18 protein-coding genes are annotated in these 19129 nt (G+C 61.1%); 9 read left to right on the forward strand and 9 right to left on the reverse strand.

The window, feature by feature from the left end:
- Nucleotides 1-77: 77 nt before the first annotated feature.
- Both WA943_RS00315 and WA943_RS00320 read right to left on the reverse strand, forming a co-directional pair.
- Nucleotides 78-1172, reverse strand: a complete 1095-nt coding sequence (locus WA943_RS00315) for a hypothetical protein (protein WP_424467525.1) — start codon at nt 1170-1172, stop codon at nt 78-80.
- 26 nt (nt 1173-1198) lie between these two features.
- Nucleotides 1199-3049, reverse strand: coding sequence for an ABC transporter transmembrane domain-containing protein (locus WA943_RS00320; protein ID WP_424467527.1), 1851 nt, complete (start codon nt 3047-3049; stop codon nt 1199-1201).
- A gap of 280 nt (nt 3050-3329) precedes the next feature.
- Here WA943_RS00320 and rpmE point away from each other — a divergent pair, with 280 nt between their 5' ends.
- Nucleotides 3330-3560, forward strand: a complete 231-nt coding sequence (rpmE, locus tag WA943_RS00325; RefSeq protein WP_424467529.1) for a 50S ribosomal protein L31 — start codon at nt 3330-3332, stop codon at nt 3558-3560.
- A 67-nt stretch (nt 3561-3627) separates the two neighbouring features.
- Here rpmE and WA943_RS00330 read toward each other — a convergent pair whose 3' ends face one another.
- Both WA943_RS00330 and WA943_RS00335 read right to left on the reverse strand, forming a co-directional pair.
- A complete protein-coding gene (locus WA943_RS00330; RefSeq protein WP_424467531.1) occupies nt 3628-4179 on the reverse strand; it encodes a DUF1465 family protein in 552 nt (183 codons plus the stop codon).
- A gap of 346 nt (nt 4180-4525) precedes the next feature.
- Nucleotides 4526-4726, reverse strand: coding sequence for a DUF1192 domain-containing protein (locus WA943_RS00335; protein WP_424467533.1), 201 nt, complete (start codon nt 4724-4726; stop codon nt 4526-4528).
- A gap of 87 nt (nt 4727-4813) precedes the next feature.
- Here WA943_RS00335 and WA943_RS00340 point away from each other — a divergent pair, with 87 nt between their 5' ends.
- The 3 genes from WA943_RS00340 to WA943_RS00350 all read left to right on the forward strand — a co-directional run bounded on the left by WA943_RS00340 (nt 4814) and on the right by WA943_RS00350 (nt 7508).
- The gene (locus tag WA943_RS00340) at nt 4814-5815 is read left to right on the forward strand and encodes an NAD(P)H-quinone oxidoreductase (protein ID WP_424467535.1); all 1002 of its coding nucleotides are present in this window, start codon (nt 4814-4816) and stop codon (nt 5813-5815) included.
- A 173-nt stretch (nt 5816-5988) separates the two neighbouring features.
- Nucleotides 5989-6549, forward strand: a complete 561-nt coding sequence (locus WA943_RS00345; protein ID WP_424467537.1) for a YSC84-related protein — start codon at nt 5989-5991, stop codon at nt 6547-6549.
- A gap of 224 nt (nt 6550-6773) precedes the next feature.
- Nucleotides 6774-7508: a DUF1013 domain-containing protein gene (locus tag WA943_RS00350; protein WP_424467539.1), complete on the forward strand. Its 735-nt coding sequence runs from the start codon at nt 6774-6776 to the stop codon at nt 7506-7508.
- Between the two features lie 252 nt (nt 7509-7760).
- On the opposite strand, the gene WA943_RS00355 is transcribed toward WA943_RS00350, so the two are convergent.
- Complete coding sequence (locus tag WA943_RS00355) at nt 7761-9782, reverse strand: YgiQ family radical SAM protein (protein WP_424467541.1); 2022 nt, start codon at nt 9780-9782, stop codon at nt 7761-7763.
- A gap of 74 nt (nt 9783-9856) precedes the next feature.
- Nucleotides 9857-11755, reverse strand: a complete 1899-nt coding sequence (locus WA943_RS00360; protein WP_424467543.1) for a propionyl-CoA synthetase — start codon at nt 11753-11755, stop codon at nt 9857-9859.
- Nucleotides 11756-11921: 166 nt separating this feature from the next.
- On the opposite strand from WA943_RS00360, the gene WA943_RS00365 reads away from it, so the two are divergent.
- A complete protein-coding gene (locus WA943_RS00365; protein ID WP_424467545.1) occupies nt 11922-12905 on the forward strand; it encodes a phosphatase PAP2 family protein in 984 nt (327 codons plus the stop codon).
- Between the two features lie 32 nt (nt 12906-12937).
- Nucleotides 12938-14566, forward strand: a complete 1629-nt coding sequence (locus WA943_RS00370) for an acyl-CoA synthetase (protein WP_424467547.1) — start codon at nt 12938-12940, stop codon at nt 14564-14566.
- Nucleotides 14567-14982: 416 nt separating this feature from the next.
- Here WA943_RS00370 and WA943_RS00375 read toward each other — a convergent pair whose 3' ends face one another.
- Nucleotides 14983-15162, reverse strand: a complete 180-nt coding sequence (locus WA943_RS00375; protein ID WP_424467549.1) for a DUF465 domain-containing protein — start codon at nt 15160-15162, stop codon at nt 14983-14985.
- Between the two features lie 115 nt (nt 15163-15277).
- Between WA943_RS00375 and WA943_RS00380 the strand changes: the two genes are divergently transcribed.
- A complete protein-coding gene (locus WA943_RS00380; RefSeq protein ID WP_424467551.1) occupies nt 15278-15904 on the forward strand; it encodes a UbiX family flavin prenyltransferase in 627 nt (208 codons plus the stop codon).
- On the opposite strand, the gene WA943_RS00385 is transcribed toward WA943_RS00380, so the two are convergent.
- Nucleotides 15905-16411, reverse strand: a complete 507-nt coding sequence (locus WA943_RS00385) for a TIGR02444 family protein (protein WP_424467553.1) — start codon at nt 16409-16411, stop codon at nt 15905-15907.
- A gap of 132 nt (nt 16412-16543) precedes the next feature.
- On the opposite strand from WA943_RS00385, the gene WA943_RS00390 reads away from it, so the two are divergent.
- Complete coding sequence (locus WA943_RS00390; protein ID WP_424467555.1) at nt 16544-16750, forward strand: YdcH family protein; 207 nt, start codon at nt 16544-16546, stop codon at nt 16748-16750.
- Between the two features lie 15 nt (nt 16751-16765).
- Here WA943_RS00390 and WA943_RS00395 read toward each other — a convergent pair whose 3' ends face one another.
- Entirely contained in the window at nt 16766-17479 is a 714-nt protein-coding gene (locus tag WA943_RS00395; protein ID WP_424467557.1) for a GGDEF domain-containing protein, read from the reverse strand.
- A 290-nt stretch (nt 17480-17769) separates the two neighbouring features.
- On the opposite strand from WA943_RS00395, the gene WA943_RS00400 reads away from it, so the two are divergent.
- Nucleotides 17770-19129, forward strand: a 1360-nt coding sequence (locus tag WA943_RS00400; protein WP_424467559.1) for a flavin-containing monooxygenase, incomplete at its 3' end; no start/stop codon positions are given.

The raw sequence follows: 19129 nt of genomic DNA on the forward strand, positions 1-19129 counted from the left end.
AAGACCCTCACCCAACCCTCTCCCAGAGGGAGAGGGCTAGAATTAAGACCTCTCTCCCTCCAAGCGAGGAGGAGTCTTCAAAACGCCTTGATTTCTTTTGACTGCTTGCAGACCAGAATCTTCGGATCGAAGACATTCCCGATCAGCATCAGGTCGCCATAGCCCGCCGCGACGCTTGCGCCGGAAATGTCCTGGCCGAGATTGAGATAGATCGTGCCTGCGCGACCGCCGCCACCGGGGGCAAGTTCGACGCGGATGACCTGGCTCGGCGACGGTTTGCGCGGATCGCTCCCATGCGAGATGAGCGATGTCAGCTTCGGATGGGCGGCGATGAGAAGCGAGCCGTCTTCCTGGACATCGATATTGTCGACGCCGGAACCGAGCGGCGTGTAGTCGCTGGGCACAAGATCGCCGGTCATCGGATCGCGCTTGTAGACATGCAGCGCAAGGCCGAGCATTTCAGTTGCATAGATCGACTTGCCGTCGGCGCTGACATTGATGCCGTTTGCAAAGCTCAGGCGGCTGGCCACGACGCGCATCGACTTGCCGTCGAAATAGACGATGTCCGAATTCCGCTTCAGAAGCAGATCGTCGATCATCTGCCGGGTCGGGCCGGTCGAGCCGTGATCGTTGGTTGCGTAGAAAGTCTCAGGCCCGACAGCCACAACGTCATTGGGCGAGACGAGAAGCGGATCGGCGACGGTCTTCACATGCGTGAGCATGCCGTCTGCGGCAACGTCGAAAATCTCGATCGTATGGCCGCCCGCGGCGGGATGATTGACGGCGAAAAGACGGCGCGAACCGTCGGCGCCGACATAAAGGCTGATGCCATGCGGGCGGAAATCGGCGGGCTCGCTCGCGGTCACCGGATGCAACGCCCACTGACCTTCCGGCGCGGTGAGGTCGATCGTGTAGATGCCGCCGCGAACGCCCTTGTGGCCGGCCATTGCGGCGCGACGATCATAGGCGGAGACGAAGGCAAGGCCGCGCTTGCGGTCGATCTGAATATCTTCAGGTCCGGGCGGCGACGGGATGGTGGTGCACTGGGCGACGACTTCCTGCTTGATGGCGGTGAAGTAGCCTGCAGCGGCAAGGAACCGCCAGCCGAGTACGCTGATGATGCCGACGATCACGGCAACGATGATGAGTATCCAGCGCATAGCGGGTGACATTTTTTTCTCCGTTGATCGCGCGAGTTCTAGTGAAGCGCTACGCTTTTCGGCTCCCCGCCAAGGAGGTCGCCGGTGAATTGCAGGCGTGCGAGGCGACTGTAAAGACCGCCCTGACGCATCAGTTCGTCATGCGTGCCGCTGGCGGCGATGCGCCCGTCTTCCATGACGATGATGCGGTCGGCCTTGAGCACGGTCGCCAGACGATGCGCGATGACCAAGGTGGTGCGGCCACGCATCAAACCTTCAAGCGCGACCTGCACCAGCGTCTCGCTCTCGGCATCGAGCGCGCTTGTCGCCTCGTCGAGCAGCAGCACGGGCGCGTCGCGCAATATGGCGCGCGCAATGGCGATGCGCTGGCGCTGTCCGCCGGACAGCGTGACGCCGCGCTCGCCAACTTCCGTGTCGTAACCCTTGGGGAGCGTCGTGATGAAATCGTGAATGCGAGCGGCGGTGGCGGCGGCGCGCACATCGGCTTCGCTCGCATCGGGGCGGCCATAGCGGATGTTTTCCGCAATGGTCGTTCCGAAAACGACTGTCTCTTGCGGCACGACGGCAAGGCGGCGGCGCACTTCGACGGGATCGGCTTTCGCAATATCGACGCCGTCGAGCGTAATGCGGCCCGACTGCGGATTGTAGAAACGCAGCAGAAGCTGGAAGACGGTGCTCTTGCCCGCCCCGGACGGGCCGACAATGGCGACGGTTTCGCCGGGCGCGACGTCGAGCGAATAATCATGCAGCGCGCGCGTATCGCTGCGCGTCGGATAGGCAAAGGAAATGCCTTCGAAACGGATCGCGCCACGCGCGGGCGCGGGCAAGGCGAGAGGCTGCGCAGGCGCGCGAATTTCAGGCTCGATGGAAATGAGTTCGATGAGACGCTCGGTCGCGCCCGCCGCCATCTGCATGTCGCCCCAGACTTCCGACAGGGCCGCGAGCGAACCCGCCGCAAAGAGCGCATAGAGAATGAACTGCGCGAGCGAACCGCCCGTCATGTCGCCTGCGATGACGTCCTTCATGCCGAACCAGAGAACGCCGACGACGCTCGACAGGCCGAGAAAGAAAATCAGCGCCGTCAGAATGGCGCGCGCGACGATGCGCGCCTTCGCCGTGTCGAAACTGCGCTCGACCGTTTCAGTGAAACGCTTACGGTCGAGGTCTTCATGCGTGAAGGCCTGAACGGTCTGAATGGCATTGAGGCTTTCGCTGCCGAAGGCGCTGGTATCGGCAAGACGATCCTGACTCGCACGCGACAGACGCCGCACCCAGCGACCGAAAACGACGAGCGGCAATACGATCATCGGGATCGCAAGCAGAACGAGGCCGGACAGATGCGGGCTCGTATAGACCATCATGAAGGCCGCGCCTGCAAAGAGAAACAGGTTGCGCAGCGCGATGGAGGCGGATGAACCGACGACCGTTTTGATGAGCGTCGTGTCGGCGGTGAGGCGCGAGAGAACTTCGCCGGTGCGCGTCACTTCAAAAAAGGCGGGCGAGAGTTTCAGCACATGGGCGTAAACGGCCTCGCGCAAATCGGCGACGACGCGCTCGCCGATCCAGCTCACGAAATAGAAACGCGAGGCGCTGGCAACGCCGAGCACGAGAGCGACAAGGATGAGGGCGAGGAAATACTGGTCGATGAAACCCGACGTCGCCTGATTATCTCCATGCCGCAACAGATCGACGAGACGCCCGCCCGCCATCGGAAAGGCGAGCGTCGCCAGCGTGGCGAGAACGAGCGAGACGAAGGCGGCGGCCAGCATGAAACGATAGCGGCTGACGAATGGCAGAAGCTTGACGATGGGCCGGACAGCCTTGGCGGGCTTGCGGCGCGCCGCTTCCTCTTCGATCGCCTCGACGGCGGGGTTCGATGCTTCGCTCATGGAGTTCCGGCCGAGGAGGGTGAAAACGGGCAGCGCCCTTCGATGGACACCTATTGCGTTCATATAGCAACAGCTAGGCCGCGCGCCAATCGACGCGTCCGAACCCGCCTGCGGCATGGCCGCGCAAAGGGCGCTAACGACCCGTTTTCGGCGTTCGGGCGCGTTATGGGCGGCCTGCAACCCTGCGCTTGCCACCCGGAAGGAGGGGCGCTATAAGCCCCCATTCTGGTGGCGCCTCATATAGGCAGCCCCGCAAGCCCCGCGCCGAGAAGTTAGAGCCATGAAGAAAGACACGCATCCCGACTACCACATGATCACCGTGACCATGACGGACGGGACCACCTTCCAGACCCGCTCGACCTATGGTGCAGCAGGGGACACGCTGGTGCTCGACATCGACCCGAACACCCACCCCGCCTGGACCGGCGGCGGCCAGCAGCTCGTCGACCGTGCCGGTCGCGTCAGCCGCTTCAAGCAGAAATTCGGCAATCTCGGCGGCGCAAAAGCCTGAGGTTTCGCCTCTCCAAAGACAAAAGCCCCGCAATAGCGGGGCTTTTTTCGTATCAGTATGGCGCTTGTCAGTGGCGGGCGGCGGTTTCGCGGAAAAAGGCCTCGACGCGCGTGAACTGCTCGGCCAGCGGATTGGCGGCGCTGTAAAACCCCGGGCGACCGCGAAGCTGATTGTCCAGTCGCTCGACACGGGCATAAAGCCGCTCGGAATCCTCAATCAGCTCCAGAAGCCGGGCCGGAAGCACGGCTGAACCGGCCATGCGGGGCGAACGCGCGATTTCCTTGGTGGCGAGACGGTATTTCTCGGACTTCGCCTCTTCCGGCGTGATTTCGCCCTCATGCACCGCCTTGCGCACGAGCAGCCAGGCTGCAACCTGCATCAACCTTGTGGTGAGGCGCATGCTTTCGCCCGCATAGGCCAGAGAAGCGTCCCTGGAGAGGTTTCGCGCCGCCTCGCGGCCCGGACCATCAAGATAGGCCGAGGTATCCTCCACGAGCTGCATTCCCTCGCGATAGGTGCGCTCGAACAGGCCCGACGACATGAATTCGGCAAGCGTCACCGACGCCTCGCCCGGCTCCGCAAAAACCACATCGTTTCCGCTATGCAGATCGACACTCATTCCCAACCCCTTGCTCCCCTGTGCCGTAGCGGCACATCTGAGCCTTAAGGGATCAACTTCCATGCCAGCGGAGCGGACGCGCCGACGAGAGGTGGGAGTTTTTTAAAAAAAGAGCCGCGGAATGCCCGCGGCTCAGTTCTAACAGGGAGGCGTCAAACAGAGTGGATAGGAACCACTCAAATCCAGACCAAACTGGATTACGCAAGGTCACCCTAGCGCTTGCATGTTTATCAAATCGTTAAACTAGGGGCAAACTGACAGGTTCTCAGTTATTAACACACACCTAAGGTTTTACCTTTTTCCCTCGTTAAAAATCTATTGGATGAAGGGGTTAGCGTAGCGCACCCTATTTTTTAAACAGGGCTTCAGCCGCCGATCGCGTCCCGTGTTTTCGCTCGAGCTGAGCCCGGATTCGTGCAATTTCGGTTTCGAGCGATTTGATTCGCTCCTGAAGCTCCTCGATCCCGAGCAGGCTGAGATCCTCGCGCGCCAGCGCCGCCAATGCTTCGCCGCGTCGCTTGCGGGGTTCAAGATCGTCTGTGTCCATGGGCCTCATCCTTCTGCAGTCCGGTTGCCAGTGTGGAAGGCCGGGGCTAGACCTTCAAGCCCGCCAACCTGTGCCCGAGGTGATCCCGTGAGCTCCACCCTGCCCGCCACCATGACCGCCATTGCCATCTCGAAGCCCGGCGGACCCGAAGTGCTCGTTCCCCGCGAAATTGCGAGGCCGGAGCCTGCCTTGGGAGAAATTCTGGTCCGGGTCGAAGCGGCAGGCGTGAACCGGCCCGACACGATCCAGCGCATGGGCCTCTACCCCGCCCCGCCCGGCGCGCCCGAAACGCCCGGCCTCGAAATCGCCGGTGAGGTTGTCGCCATCGGCGCGGGCGTCACCGCATGGAAGGTGGGCGAGCGCGTTTGCGCCCTCGTCGGCGGCGGCGGATATGCGCAATATTGCACCGTGCATGAAAGCCATGCGCTGCCGATCCCCAAGGGCTTCAGCGCCATCGAGGCGGCGGCGTTGCCTGAAACCTTCTTCACCGTCTGGACCAATGTCTTCGAGCGCGGCGCGCTGAAGGGCGGCGAAACGTTCCTCGTGCATGGCGGATCGAGCGGCATCGGTACGACGGCGATCCAGCTTGCCCATGTCTTCGGCGCGCGCGTTTTCGCGACCGCAGGCTCGGCGGAGAAATGCGCTGCCTGCCTCGACCTCGGCGCGGAAGCGGCAATCAATTATCGCGAGCAGGATTTCGTCGCCGAGGTGAAGAAGCTCACCGGCAATCGCGGCGTCGACGTCATCCTCGATATGGTGGGCGGCGACTATATCGCCCGCAACATTCAGGCGGCCGCACAGGACGGGCGCATCGTCCAGATCGCCTTCCTCAACGGCTCGGTGGCGGAGATCAACTTCATGCCGATGATGCTGAAACGCCTTACGCTGACAGGCTCCACGCTTCGTCCACGGAGCATAGAAGAGAAGGCGGCGCTTGCCCGCGTGCTGCGCGAGAAGGTCTGGCCGCTGCTCGATACCGGCCGTGTGCGCCCGCGCATCGACGCCACCTTCCCGCTGGCCGAAGCGTCAAAGGCCCATGAACTCATGGAAAAGAGCAGCCATATCGGGAAAATCGTTCTGACGCTCTGACGGAAATTTTCTCGTTCGCTCACGCTGATATTCGCGACACGGAACCAAACGGGACAGTCGCCGTTATATGGGGGCAATGGGAGACAAGCTGTCTCCCGCCTTTTTCAAATGCATTTCCCTCCGTGTGAGGATGGTTAGCATAGAAGCCACCATAAAATAATGGAGTTCCCGACATGGCGAACACAAGACGCTTTTTCATGGCGTTGCTTTTTGCAATCGCGACCACAGTCTCGCTCGGCACGCTTCAGGGCGCGCATGCGGCAACGGCTGAAGACCTGAACACCGATGCCGGCCAGGCGTTGAAGAAGCTCTATCAGACGAACCCGACGGCTGAAAAAATCGGCCATCAGGCGAAAGCCATCCTGATCTTCCCGTCAATCGTCAAGGCCGGCCTCGTCTTCGGCGGTGCCTATGGTGAAGGTGTGCTCGAAAAGAACGGCAAGCCCATCGACTACTACAACTCCGTGACGGGCTCCTGGGGCCTTCAGGCCGGTGCCCAGTCCTATGGCTATGTCGTTTTCCTGATGAACAACAAGGCCGTGAAGTACCTTGAAGACAGCCATGGTCTCGAAATCGGCGTCGGCCCGACCGTGGTCGTCGTGGATGAGGGCGCGGCCAAGAACCTCTCGACCTCGACCCTGAAAGATGACGCCTATGCCTTCATTTTCGACCAGCAGGGCCTGATGGCTGGCGTCAGCATCGAAGGCACGAAGATCACCAAGATCAAGCGCTAAGCCTCTCCTCAAGGCTCGACATCAAGGAAACCCGCCCCGAAAAGGGCGGGTTTCTGCCGTTTTGGTTCGAGGTGGTGGGGGAGAGAATTGCCCGTCCTGATTGAAAATTCCGCTTATTCCACTTTCTTTAGGACACCTTTCGCCCTATATAACGCCCATACCCGCTCTCAACAGACGAGACAAAGGGTTCATCCGGCAACCCCGGGTGGATCAGAGGAACACACATGATTCAGCCCCTGATGCCCAAGGCGACAGCCGTTTGGCTCGTCGAAAACACTTCGCTTACCTTCGACCAGATCGCAGCTTTCTGCGGTTTGCATGTCCTTGAGGTGAAGGGCATTGCCGACGGCGACGTTGCGCAGGGGATCAAGGGTATGGACCCGATCACGACGGGCCAGCTGTCGCGCGCCGAAATCGAGCGCTGCCAGGCAAATCCCGCGACGCGCCTGATGACCGCCGAGAGCAAGTACAAGGTGCCGCCCGTGCAGCCGCGCAAGGGCCCGCGCTATACGCCCGTCTCGCGCCGTCAGGACCGCCCCGACGCCGTGGCATGGCTGCTGCGCAACCATCCTGAACTGACCGACGCCCAGATTTCAAAGCTCGTTGGCACGACGAAGCCGACGATCCAGAGCGTGCGCGACCGTTCACACTGGAACTCGGCCAATATCAAGCCGGTCGATCCCGTGACGCTCGGCCTCTCGACGCAGATCGAACTCGACGCTGCCGTGCAGAAGGCTGGCCGCAAGGCAGAGCGCGAACGCAAGAAGGCCGACAAGGCGGCAGGCCGCACCGAGACGCTGCTGCCCGCTTCCGAGACGACCGCGCCCGAAGAGCCGCATCACGCCACCATCGCCGCGCCCGAAGTCGCGCCAGAGAAGGACGAGAGCCGCAAGTCCTATGACGCCGACAGCGTTTTTGCGAAGCTCAAGGATGTGAAGATCGAGGACGACGAGGAGTAAGACTTTTCTCCGCAACGTCGATTGAATCGAAGCCCTCTTCTGGAAATGGAAGAGGGCTTCTTCGTATCTGGAGAAGCGAGAGGAAGGCCCTCACCCAACCCTCTCCCAGAGGGAGAGGGCTTAGATCGTGGCAAAGCCTTTTTGCCCCTCTCCCTCTGGGAGAGGGAGGGGCCCGCCGCCATCGGCGGTGGGAGGGTGAGGGCGCCCCTGGACCCCGGCACAAGGCCGGCGTGACACACTTGAAGAATGGGCCTACTTCGGCGGAAACACGCCCTTGGTCGTGAACGTCTGTGGACGGTGTTTCTTGCCGAGGCGGTTGCCTTCCCCGCCTTTGAGGCCGGTGCCTGCAGGCTGCCAGGACGGAATGAGCTGATGCTTGCCGGGGCCGATGAGGTCGGCGCGGCCCATGCTCTTCAGCGCGTCACGCAGCAGCGGCCAGTTTTCGGCGTCGTGGTAGCGCAGGAAGGCCTTGTGCAAGCGGCGCTGCTTCAGGCCCTTGATCGTCTCGACCGGCTCCGACAGGCCGCGCCGGATCGGCTTCAGCGAGTTCTTGCCCGAATGATACATGGCGGTCGCAATCGCCATGGGCGACGGCAGGAAGGTCTGCACCTGATCGGCGCGATACTTGTTGCGCTTCAGCCAGAGGGCGAGGTTCATCATGTCCTCATCCGTCGTGCCGGGATGCGCCGCGATGAAATAGGGAATGAGGAAATATTCCTTGCCCGCCTTCTTCGCCGCATCGTCGAACATTTTCTTGAAGCGGTCGTAAGTGCCGATGCCGGGCTTCATCATCTTCGACAGCGGACCGTCTTCGGTATGCTCAGGCGCGATCTTGAGATAGCCGCCGACGTGATGCGTGACGAGTTCCTTGATGTAGGTCGGGCTCTCGACGGCAAGGTCGTAGCGCACGCCGGAGGCGACCATGATCTTCTTGATGCCCGGAATCTCGCGCGCCTTGCGATAGAGACCGATCAGCGCCTCGTGGCTCGTATTGAGGTTCGGGCAAATGCCGGGATAGACGCAGGACGGACGGCGGCACAGCTCTTCCGTGCGCTTGTCCTTGCAGGCCATGCGATACATGTTGGCGGTCGGGCCGCCAATGTCGGAAATGACGCCGGTGAAGCCTTCAACCTTGTCGCGGACGGTTTCGATTTCCTTGAGGATGGATCCTTCCGACCGGCTCTGGATGATGCGGCCTTCATGCTCGGTGATCGAGCAGAAGGAGCAGCCGCCGAAGCAGCCGCGCATGATGGTGACGGAGGACTTGATCATGTCCCATGCGGGAATCTTCGCATCGCCATATGAGGGATGCGGCGCGCGCGCATAAGCGAGATCGTAAACCCCGTCCATTTCCGGCGTCGTCAGCGGAATGGGTGGCGGCGTCAGCCAAAGCTCCTGATCGCCGTGACGCTGCACCAGCCCGCGCGCATTGCCCGGATTGCTTTCACGGTGAAGCACGCGCGAGGCGCGCGCATAGGTTTCAGGATCGGCCGCGACCTGCTCGAAAGACGGCAACCGGATGACGGTGCGATCATCGCCGCGCCGCGCGCCTTCGTCGCTCGACTCTATGTCGTCGGCATGGGCTTCCGTCCAGCCTTCCGGCACGGCGGTTTTCAGCAGGGCAACGCCGCGCACATCGTCAAGCTCGGAGGCTTTCGCGCCCTTGGCGATGCGATGCGTCACCTCGACGATTGCGCGCTCGGCATTGCCGTAAAGCAGAATATCGGCTTTCGCGTCGATCAGGATCGAACGGCGCACCTTGTCCGACCAATAGTCGTAATGGGCGATACGGCGCAGCGAGCTTTCAATGCCGCCAAGCACAATCGGCACTTCCTTGTAGGCTTCGCGGCAGCGCTGCGCATAAACGATAGTGGAGCGATCCGGCCGCTTGCCGCCCTCGCCGCCCGGCGTATAGCTGTCATTATGCCGAAGCCGCCGGTCCGACGTGTAGCGGTTCACCATGGAATCCATGTTGCCGCCGGTCACACCGAAATAAAGCGCGGGCCGTCCCAGCACCTTGAAGGGCTTGGCGCTCTGCCAGTCCGGCTGCGAGATGATGCCTACGCGAAAGCCCTGCGCTTCCAGAAGCCGCCCGATGATCGCCATGCCGAAGCTCGGATGGTCGATATAGGCATCGCCCGTCACAAGAATGACGTCGCACTGATCCCAGCCAAGCTCATCCATTTCCTCCCGCGACATGGGGAGGAACGGGGCGACACCGAAGCGGTGTGCCCAATGCTTGCGATACGAAAAAAGTTCTTTGACGGCTTCCATCGGCGGAACATGCAAGCGAATGGCCAGAAGGTCAAATATACCATCGAGAAGGCACGGTTTGCCTCAAATCGGGCTCACCCCTTCTTTGCATAACCAGCGCCGCCCAGCGCCTCGCCGATTTCCGTCAGGATCGCCGGGTCGTCGATGGTGGCGGGCGGCGTCCAGGCTTCGCCATCGGCGATCTTGCGCATGGTACCGCGCAGGATCTTGCCGGACCGGGTTTTCGGCAGGCGCTGGACGATGATCGCCGTCTTGAAGGCAGCGACGGGGCCGATCTTGTCGCGCACGAGTTGCACCGCTTCGCGCTCGATTTCCGCCGCCGGACGATCGACGCCCTTGTTGATGACGAGGAAACCGACCGGCACCTGCCCCTTCATCGCATCGGCGACGCCGATGACCGCGCATTCGGCAACGTCCGGGTGACCGGCCAGCACTTCTTCCATGCCACCCGTCGACAGACGATGACCGGCGACATTGATGATGTCGTCGGTGCGGCTCATCACATAGAGATAGCCGTCTTCATCGAGATAGCCCGCATCCGCCGTCTTGTAGAAGCCGGGATAATCCGCGAGATAGGCGTCGCGAAACCCTGCCTCATTGTGCCAGAGCGTCGGCAGGCAGCCCGGCGGCAGCGGCAGCTTGACGACGATAGCGCCGGTCGTGTTCGCAGGGACGGGCTTTGAGGACTCGTCCACGACCTGAATGTCGTAGCCGGGCATGGCAACGCCGGGCGAACCATATTTGACCGGCAGCCTTTCAAGCCCCATCGGATTTGCAGCCATCGGCCAGCCGCTCTCCGTCTGCCACCAATGGTCGATGACGGGACGGTTGAGCGCACGCTCCGACCACTGAATGGTATCGGGATCGCCGCGCTCGCCTGCGAGATAGAGCACTTCGAACTTCGAGAGATCGTAATCCTTCACAAGCTCGGCCTTGGGGTCTTCCTTCCTGATCGCGCGGAAGGCCGTGGGCGCGGTGAAGAGTGCCTTCACCCCATGCTCGGCAATGACGCGCCAATAGGTGCCCGCATCGGGCGTGCCGACCGGCTTGCCTTCAAAGAGCACAGTTGTGCAGCCCTGCAGCAGCGGCGCGTAGACGATGTAGGAATGGCCGACGACCCAGCCGACATCGGAAGCGGCCCAGAACACATCGCCGGGGTTCATGTCGTAGACGTTTTTCATCGACCATTTGAGCGCGACCATGTGGCCGCCATTGTCGCGCACGACGCCCTTCGGCTTGCCCGTCGTGCCGGAGGTGTAGAGCACGTAAAGCGGATCTGTGGCGGCGACGGGGACGCAAGCGGGCTTCGCGCCAGCGGCGCGCGCGCGCTCCATCTCGTCGGCCCAGTCGAAATCGCGACCTTCGACAAGCGTCGCTTCCGACTGCTGACGCTGAAGAACGATGCAGGCGGCGGGCTTGCTTGCGGAAAGCGCAATCGCCTCGTCAAGCAGCGGCTTGTAGTGAATGACGCGGCCGGGCTCCAGTCCGCAGGAGGCGGTGACGACGAGACGCGGCTTTGCGTCGTCGATGCGCGTCGCAAGCTCCTTCGGTGCGAAGCCGCCAAAGACGACGGAATGAATGGCGCCGAGACGCGCACAGGCGAGCATGGCGACAACGGCCTGCGGCACCATCGGCATATAGATGACGACGCGGTCGCCCTTCACGACGCCGTGGCGCTGCAACACGCCCGCGAAGGTCGCAACCTTGTCGAGAAGCTGCGCATAGGTGAAGCGCTTCACCTTGCCGAGCATCGCGCTGTCGTAAATGAGCGCCAGTTGCTCGCCCCGCCCGTCGGCCACATGGCGGTCGACCGCGTTCCAGCAGGTGTTGCATATCGCGCCCGAGAACCAGCCGTCAGGCCCATAAATCTCGTCGGCGGGCTTCACCCACTCAATATCTTTCGCCGCATCGGCCCAGAAGCCATGAGGGTTCTTTTTCCAACCTGCATAAGTGTCGCGGTAGGTGCTCATCAATCCCACTCCCTCATCGGCCCAAGGCTTGACGCACTGCCTGGCAGAACGCCTCACCCGGGTTAACTCTTCAACAAGAAACAAGCAAAACAAGCTCCGGCGGAACGGCCAATTTAGCTTTCATTAGCTTCGATTGCCTAGTCTGCAAGACTGGCAACAAGGTCACGCCATGTCCAATATTCGTCACATAGCCCGATGGATAAGCTCGACTTTTCCTCAGCCCTCGCCTTTCGCCTGGGTGGCGCTGGCGGCTGTGCTGGCGATCGATCTCGTCTGGTCGATCTGGGGCGGCTTTCACGTTTCAGTCGGTTCGATAAAAAACCTCTCGCTTGCCGCTTTCGCGATGAGCATGTTGGTTGGCTTTACCATCTATGGACGCGGGCGCGACGATCTGGAAGCTCTTGTCGCCTGGGCATCGGCCACGCTCTTTGTCATTCCCTTTTCAATCGCCTGCGTCGTGCTGTGCTATCTTGCGGCAAGCGTCGGGTTGCCTCTGGTCGATGCGCGTCTCGCCGCTTTCGATCAGACTTTGGGCTTCAATTGGATCGGCTTGCTGGAATTCGTCAACGTCCATTCGGATTTTGGCCGACTCACAACTGCGATCTATTACGCGGCTTTTCCTGAGTTTGCCCTGCTCATCCTCTTTCTCGCCTTTACCAGGAGAACGGATGAGGTGCGCGAGCTCGTCGATATTTATTGGAGCACTTTGCTTCTGACAATTGTGCTCTCGGCGCTTTATCCAGCCCTTGGCCCCATTGGCTTTTATGCGCCGTCGCTTGACGGGTTCCAGACCGTGACGGCCACAGCGGGCACAGTCCATCTGCCGCACTATCTGGCTCTGCGTGCAGGCACCTATGACACGTTCGACTTCGGCGCGATGCAGGGCATCATAGAATTTCCCTCGTTCCACGCCGCCCTCGCTTTAATGATGACATGGTCGGTACGGCGCTCGCCACGGCTGCTCGCCGTTGGGCTCGTCTTCAACGGGCTGATGCTCATCGCCACTCTGACCGAAGGTGGACATTATCTCGCCGATGTCGTCGCGGGCAGTCTGCTCGTTGCTGCGGCGATCTCGGTGCGTCACTACCTCACGCGCGCCAAACGCATGACGGAGACGACCAATCCATTGCAAGCCCTGCGCGGGTTTGATTAGCTGGCCTCCACCTTTTGCGGAGAAGACCAGCGATGACGGCCAATCCTTACGAAATCGACCTCGATAAAAATCCGGCGAACCATCAGCCATTGACGCCGCTCTCGTTTCTGAAGCGTTCGGCGGAAGTCTATCCGGAGAAAATCGCCGTCATTCACGGACCGCTGCGCCGCAACTATGCGGAGTTCTATGCGCGCTGCCGCCGCCTTGCCTCGGCACTGTCGGAGCGCGGCATCGGGCTTGGCGATACGGTCGCGATCATTGCACCCAATATTCCCGCGATGCTCGAGCTTCACTATGCCGTGCCGATGATCGGCGCTGTGCTGAACACCATGAACATCCGCCTCGACGGCCCGATGATCGGTTTCATGCTGGACCATGGCGAGGCCAAGGCGCTTTTCGTGGATCGCGAATTTTCAAGCCTCGGCAAGGAGGCGCTGGCAAACGCCAAGGTAAAGCCTTTCACCATCGACATTGACGATCCCGAATATGACGGCGCTGGCGAGCGGATCGGCGAGATGGAATATGAGGATTTCATCGCCGGCGGCGATCCGCATTTCGACTGGTCGCTGCCCGCCGATGAATGGCAGGCGATCAGCCTCAACTACACATCGGGCACGACGGGCAACCCCAAGGGCGTCGTCTTTCACCATCGCGGCGCATATCTGCTCGCCATGGGCAATATCGTCACGGCGGGCATGACGCGCCACTCGATCTATCTGTGGATCGTGCCGATGTTTCACTGCAACGGCTGGATATTCACCTGGTCGATGAGCGTCGTGGCGGGCACGCATGTCTGCCTGCGTCGCGTTACGGCAAAGAACATTTATGAGGCGATTGCAGAACATGGCGTGACGCATATGGGCGGCGCGCCGACCGTGATGGGATTTCTCATCAACGCGACCGATGACGAGAAGAAGAAACTTCCGAACACGGTCGATTTCTTCGCCGCCGCCGCGCCGCCGCCCGCCGCGACGATCAGGAAACTCGAAGCCCAGGGCTTCAACGTCATTCACGTTTACGGCCTGACCGAAACCTATGGCCCCGCTGTGGTGAACGCCTGGCACGACGAATGGGACGAGCTTGAAGCCGGCGCCCGCGCGCAGGTGAAGGCGCGCCAGGGCGTCAACTATCCGGTGCTTGAAGGCCTGTCCGTGCGCGACCCCGAAACCATGGAAGAAGTGCCGCGCGACGGCGAGACCATGGGCGAGGTGATGTTTCGCGGCAATGTGGTGATGAAGGGCTATCTGAAAAACCCCAAAGCCAGCGCCGAAGCTTTTGAGGGCGGCTGGTTCCACTCCGGCGATCTCGGCGTCTGGCATGCCGACAACTACATCCAGTTGAAGGATCGCTCCAAAGACATCATCATTTCCGGCGGCGAGAATATTTCATCGCTGGAGGTGGAGGACATTCTCTACAAGCACCCCGACATCATCGAAGCTGCCGTGGTCGCGCGGCCCGATGAAAAATGGGGCGAGACGCCTTGCGCCTTCATCACGCTGAAAACAGGCGCGAGCCTGACGGCGGAACAGGTGATCACCTATTGCCGCGACAACCTCGCGCATTTCAAATGCCCCAAGACGGTGGTGTTCACGGAACTGCCGAAGACGTCGACGGGCAAGGTGCAGAAATTCAAGCTGCGGGATATGGCGGCGGAGCTTTAGGGGGGATCCGTCATGGCCGGGTTTGTCCCGGCCATGCACGTCTTCCTAGTTGGTCGGTGCCGTTAAAGACGTGGATGCGCGGGTCGAGCCCGCGCATGACGAGTTTATTGAATGTTGAACGCCTCTTTCTCGTGACGGTGCTTCTCGTAGCGGTATGCCGCGCGACAAACACCGCCGTCGTCCCGGGACTTGTTCCCGGGACCCATCTTCCCACGAACTCCGTCGAACCCGCTGGACCCCGGGAACAAGTCCCGGGGTGACACGTGGTAAATGGCAATGTCACCGACTCCAAGCCAACCCGTCATGGCCGGGTCAAGCCCGCGCATGACGAGCTGATGGATTTCACCCCCAAAACGGCAAAGCGCCGGGCTTCGCCGCCCGGCGCTCTCATCGTTGTCAACGGCCGCGGAAATCCGTCAGGCTGCTGATCGTTGGATGGTGAGTTTTTCGATTTCCTCTTTCAGCCTGAGCTTAAGCTTTTTCAGCTCGGCAATTCGAAGATCGTCACAGGCGGGGCGTTGCATTTCTCCCTCAATTTCGCGATCGAGGGCCTGATGCCGATGATTGAGTTCGGCAATATGCGAGTCCAGTGCCATTCCGTACCTACCTTTGCATTGAGTTGGGGGTGGGTAACGTCAAAAGCATGACTCTTTTCTGACAGCTTGTCGAACACCTATCGCAAATAGAGCGAAGAGATTGTAAATCTCATACATGACCGCAACGAAACGTCTCATCGTGGGAATTTCCGGCGCCTCCGGCGTCGTCTATGGCGTGCGCCTGCTGGAAATCCTGAAATCGCTCGACATCGAAACGCATCTTGTAATGACGAAAGCGGCAGAGATGACGCTTGGTTATGAAATGGGAATGAATGCGCGCGATGTCGAGACGCTCGCTCATACGCGCTATCAGATCGCAGATATCGGCGCGGCAATTTCCAGCGGTTCGTTCAGAACGCTCGGCATGATCGTCGCGCCCTGCTCTGTCCGCTCAATGTCTGAAATCGCAACCGGCGTTACGTCGAACCTTTTGACGCGCGCCGCCGATGTGGTGCTGAAGGAGCGCCGCCGTCTCGTGCTGATGGTGCGTGAAACGCCGCTGCACACAGGCCATTTGCGCACCATGACGCATCTGTCGGAAATCGGCGCGATCATCGCACCGCCCATGCCCGCTTTTTATACCGAGCCGAAATCGCTCGACGACGTGGTGACGCAATCGGTCGCCCGCGTGCTCGACCTCTTCGACATCGACGCCGAAAGCACGCGGCGCTGGGGCGAAGACGTGAAAGGCGGCAAACGCAGCGCGGTCAAAACCGGGCCTGCGAAAAAACCCAAAAAATAGTCAGAAGCCCGCATCGAGAATGGTGCGAAACGCCGATGCGCGCTCAGGCGTTATGGCAAGCCCTGAAGCCTTCAGCCAAGCGACGAGGTTTGCCTGCGCCACTTCCGGGCCACCGCCCGCGGCTTTATCGCTCAGCAGTTCCGCCAGCGCCTCCTGCATGGCCTTTTCGGCGGCAAGCTCCACCCGCTTCACATCTTCGCGCAAGGCAGCAGCCGGTCCGAAATCGGAGGAAAGCGGCTTCAGCCGCCGCCGCGCCGATCTGAGCGGCGCGACAATGCCCCGGCCCCAGACTTCGCCGATATTTTGCAGCGCCCCGATGGTCGACGGATCGAGCGCCTGCCCCCGGCTGCTCGCATAGACGCAGAAGAGGACGAGGTTCACCTCAAGCCCGCTATTGTCCTGCAAATCGAGAAGCGCCGCCTCGACGCCGGGCCGGGCATAAAGCGCCGTCGAGAAGGCCCAGAAAGCCTCTCCGCCGGGCGTTCCGCCATTGATCTCCGTCTGCATGCTGCCGGCCTCCTTCGCATCATCACCACTTGCTGCGAGCTTGCCCTTGTTCCCCGCGCCCACCACGATTAGAACGCTATTGGCGCTGGCACCCTTTCGGGTGGGCCTTGCGCCCCTCACAGTCGGGCGAACATGACCGAACAGGAAGAGCAGGAACTGCAAGCCGCTTTGGCGCAGCTCAAGGAAGAGCATCGCGACCTCGATGCCGCCATCATGGCGCTTGAGGGCATGCCGCTTCCTGACCCACTTCAGATCAAGCGCCTGAAGAAGCGCAAGCTCTATCTGCGCGACCGTATCCGCGAAATCGACGACCAGATATTTCCAGACATCATTGCCTGATCCGGGGCGGCAAGCCTATTGCGGCTTGCGCTTGGCCAGATACATGGCCTGATCGGCCCGGGCGAGCGCCTCTTGCGGCTCGACCTCGCCATCGATGCCGATCGCGCCGACCGAGATCGACAGCGGTATCTCGACACCATCCATCATCAGCGGATGCATTGAAATCAGCAGCGCCAGCGACTTCGCCTTGGAATGCGCGCTGGCCTCGTCGGTGCGGGCAAGGATAACGCCGAACTCGTCGCCGCCCAGACGTCCGATCACATCGGTCTCGCGGATATTGGCGCTCACGACATCGGCGAGATGCTTCAGCGCTGCATCGCCCGCCGCATGGCCGTAGGTGTCGTTCACCTGCTTGAAATTGTCGATGTCGAAATAGGCAAGCCCCGACGGCTCCTTGTAGCGCCGCCCGTAAGCGATGACGCGCGACAACTCCTGCATGAAGGCGCGCCGATTAAGAACCGGCAGCAGCGGATCATGGTCTGCAAGCTTTTCAGCCTCGCGAAGGCGCTGGCGCATTTTCTCGACATCGCGACGCAATTGCTCGACTTCGCTCATCAGGGACATGATGGCGTCGCGCACGCGCGGCGTGATCTCGGTTTCGGGAATGCCCATGAAGCTGACGGCGTCGGTGATCGTGCGTCCAGCACCCGTGCCGCCCGCCGTTTCCCCACGCTCGCGGCCTGAAACGGAAACTGCGCCCCCGACCAGCCTGCTGTCGCCGATTTTCATGCCCTGCTCAATCGGTACTACTCAAGATTGCGCGCCAAAGCAGCCCTCGGCCCCCCTCAAGCGCGAATCAAAGATGCCATTATTCGTTAAGAAACGCCACTGATCGGCCCATTTGAGGACGCGGCAAGGCCCAACCGACCTCGCGGCACCCTATGTTTATTCTGTGCAATCGGGCAATTTCAGGCTAAGAAAAATGCAAGAACCGACATTTTGTCAGTTTCGCGAGGGGACATAACCCTCCGGGCCGGGCGCTTCAGGGAGGCGCTCCCTCTTCAAAGGTAAATGAGCTCATGACCTTGGAACATTTCGACGTGCTGATCGTGGGTGCCGGTATTTCCGGCATCGGCGCCGGCTATCACCTCCAGGCCAATTGCCCCGGCAAGACCTATGCGATCCTTGAAGGCCGCGCCGATATGGGCGGCACCTGGGACCTTTTCCGCTATCCCGGCATCCGCTCGGATTCGGACATGTACACGCTCGGCTATTCCTTCAAGCCGTGGACGCAAGCCAAGGCCATTGCCGACGGCCCGGCGATCCTGAACTACCTGCGCGAGACGGCGAAGGAATATGGCATCGATCGCAAGATCCGTTTTCACCATCAGGTGAAGAGCGCCTCCTGGTCGACGCAGGACGCGCAATGGACGGTCGTGGCGGAGCGCGGGCCAGAAAAGGAAATCGTGCGCCTGACCTGCAATTTCCTGTTCATGTGCAGCGGCTATTACAACTATGCCGAAGGCTATACGCCTGACTTTCCGGGTGCGGAGCGCTTCAAGGGCCGCATCGCCCATCCGCAGAAATGGACCGACGATATCGACTATGCGGGCAAGCGCGTCATCGTGATCGGCAGCGGCGCAACCGCCGTGACGCTGGTGCCGGAAATGGCGAAGACGGCCGCGCATGTGACCATGCTGCAGCGCTCGCCCACCTATGTCGTTTCGCGCCCCGCCGAGGACGGCGTCGCCAACTGGCTGCGCCGTTATCTGCCCGCAAAACTCGCCTATGGCATCACGCGCTGGAAAAACGTGCTGTTCGGCATGTATTTCTTCCGCCTGAGCCGCAAGAAGCCCGAACAGGTCAAGAAGTTCATCGTCAATCAGGTGAGCGAGCAGCTCGGGGCCGACTACGCCGCCAAGCATTTTACGCCGAGCTACAACCCCTGGGACCAGCGCCTCTGCCTCGTGCCGAACGGCGATCTCTTCGAGGCGATCAAGAGCAAGCGCGCCTCGGTCGTGACCGACCATATCGACACCTTCACCGAAGACGGCATCAAGCTGAAGTCGGGCGAGGAGCTGAAGGCCGACGTCATCGTGACCGCCACCGGCCTCAACCTGCAGGTGCTGAGCGACCTCCAGATCACGGTGGACGGCAAGCCGGTCGATCTGTCGAAGACGCTGAACTACAAGGGCATGATGTATAGCGACGTGCCGAACCTCGCTTCGTCCTTCGGCTATACGAATGCCTCATGGACGCTGAAATGCGACCTGACTTGCGAATATGTCTGCCGCCTTCTCAACCACATGGACAAGACCGACAACCGTCAGTGCACGCCGCATAATTCGGACCCGACCGTGACCGAAGAGCCCTGGATCGATTTCTCCTCGGGCTATGTCCAGCGCTCGCTCGCCAAGTTTCCGAAGCAGGGATCGAAAG

Source organism: Parvibaculum sp., from assembly GCF_049651025.1.
Classification (GTDB): Bacteria; Pseudomonadota; Alphaproteobacteria; order Parvibaculales; family Parvibaculaceae; genus Parvibaculum.

Excerpts from the sequence above, each read along its gene's own strand:
- WA943_RS00315 (WP_424467525.1), bottom strand. The coding sequence starts at position 1,172 with ATGTCACCCGCTATGCGCTGGATACTCATCATCGTTGCCGTGATCGTC.
- WA943_RS00365 (WP_424467545.1), top strand. The coding sequence starts at position 11,922 with ATGTCCAATATTCGTCACATAGCCCGATGGATAAGCTCGACTTTTCCT.
- WA943_RS00380 (WP_424467551.1), top strand. The coding sequence starts at position 15,278 with ATGACCGCAACGAAACGTCTCATCGTGGGAATTTCCGGCGCCTCCGGC.
- WA943_RS00335 (WP_424467533.1), bottom strand. The coding sequence starts at position 4,726 with ATGGACACAGACGATCTTGAACCCCGCAAGCGACGCGGCGAAGCATTG.
- WA943_RS00345 (WP_424467537.1), top strand. The coding sequence starts at position 5,989 with ATGGCGAACACAAGACGCTTTTTCATGGCGTTGCTTTTTGCAATCGCG.
- WA943_RS00355 (WP_424467541.1), bottom strand. The coding sequence starts at position 9,782 with ATGGAAGCCGTCAAAGAACTTTTTTCGTATCGCAAGCATTGGGCACAC.
- WA943_RS00330 (WP_424467531.1), bottom strand. The coding sequence starts at position 4,179 with ATGAGTGTCGATCTGCATAGCGGAAACGATGTGGTTTTTGCGGAGCCG.
- WA943_RS00375 (WP_424467549.1), bottom strand. The coding sequence starts at position 15,162 with ATGGCACTGGACTCGCATATTGCCGAACTCAATCATCGGCATCAGGCC.
- WA943_RS00350 (WP_424467539.1), top strand. The coding sequence starts at position 6,774 with ATGATTCAGCCCCTGATGCCCAAGGCGACAGCCGTTTGGCTCGTCGAA.
- WA943_RS00395 (WP_424467557.1), bottom strand. The coding sequence starts at position 17,479 with ATGAAAATCGGCGACAGCAGGCTGGTCGGGGGCGCAGTTTCCGTTTCA.
- WA943_RS00390 (WP_424467555.1), top strand. The coding sequence starts at position 16,544 with ATGACCGAACAGGAAGAGCAGGAACTGCAAGCCGCTTTGGCGCAGCTC.
- rpmE (WP_424467529.1), top strand. The coding sequence starts at position 3,330 with ATGAAGAAAGACACGCATCCCGACTACCACATGATCACCGTGACCATG.
- WA943_RS00370 (WP_424467547.1), top strand. The coding sequence starts at position 12,938 with ATGACGGCCAATCCTTACGAAATCGACCTCGATAAAAATCCGGCGAAC.
- WA943_RS00385 (WP_424467553.1), bottom strand. The coding sequence starts at position 16,411 with ATGCAGACGGAGATCAATGGCGGAACGCCCGGCGGAGAGGCTTTCTGG.
- WA943_RS00320 (WP_424467527.1), bottom strand. The coding sequence starts at position 3,049 with ATGAGCGAAGCATCGAACCCCGCCGTCGAGGCGATCGAAGAGGAAGCG.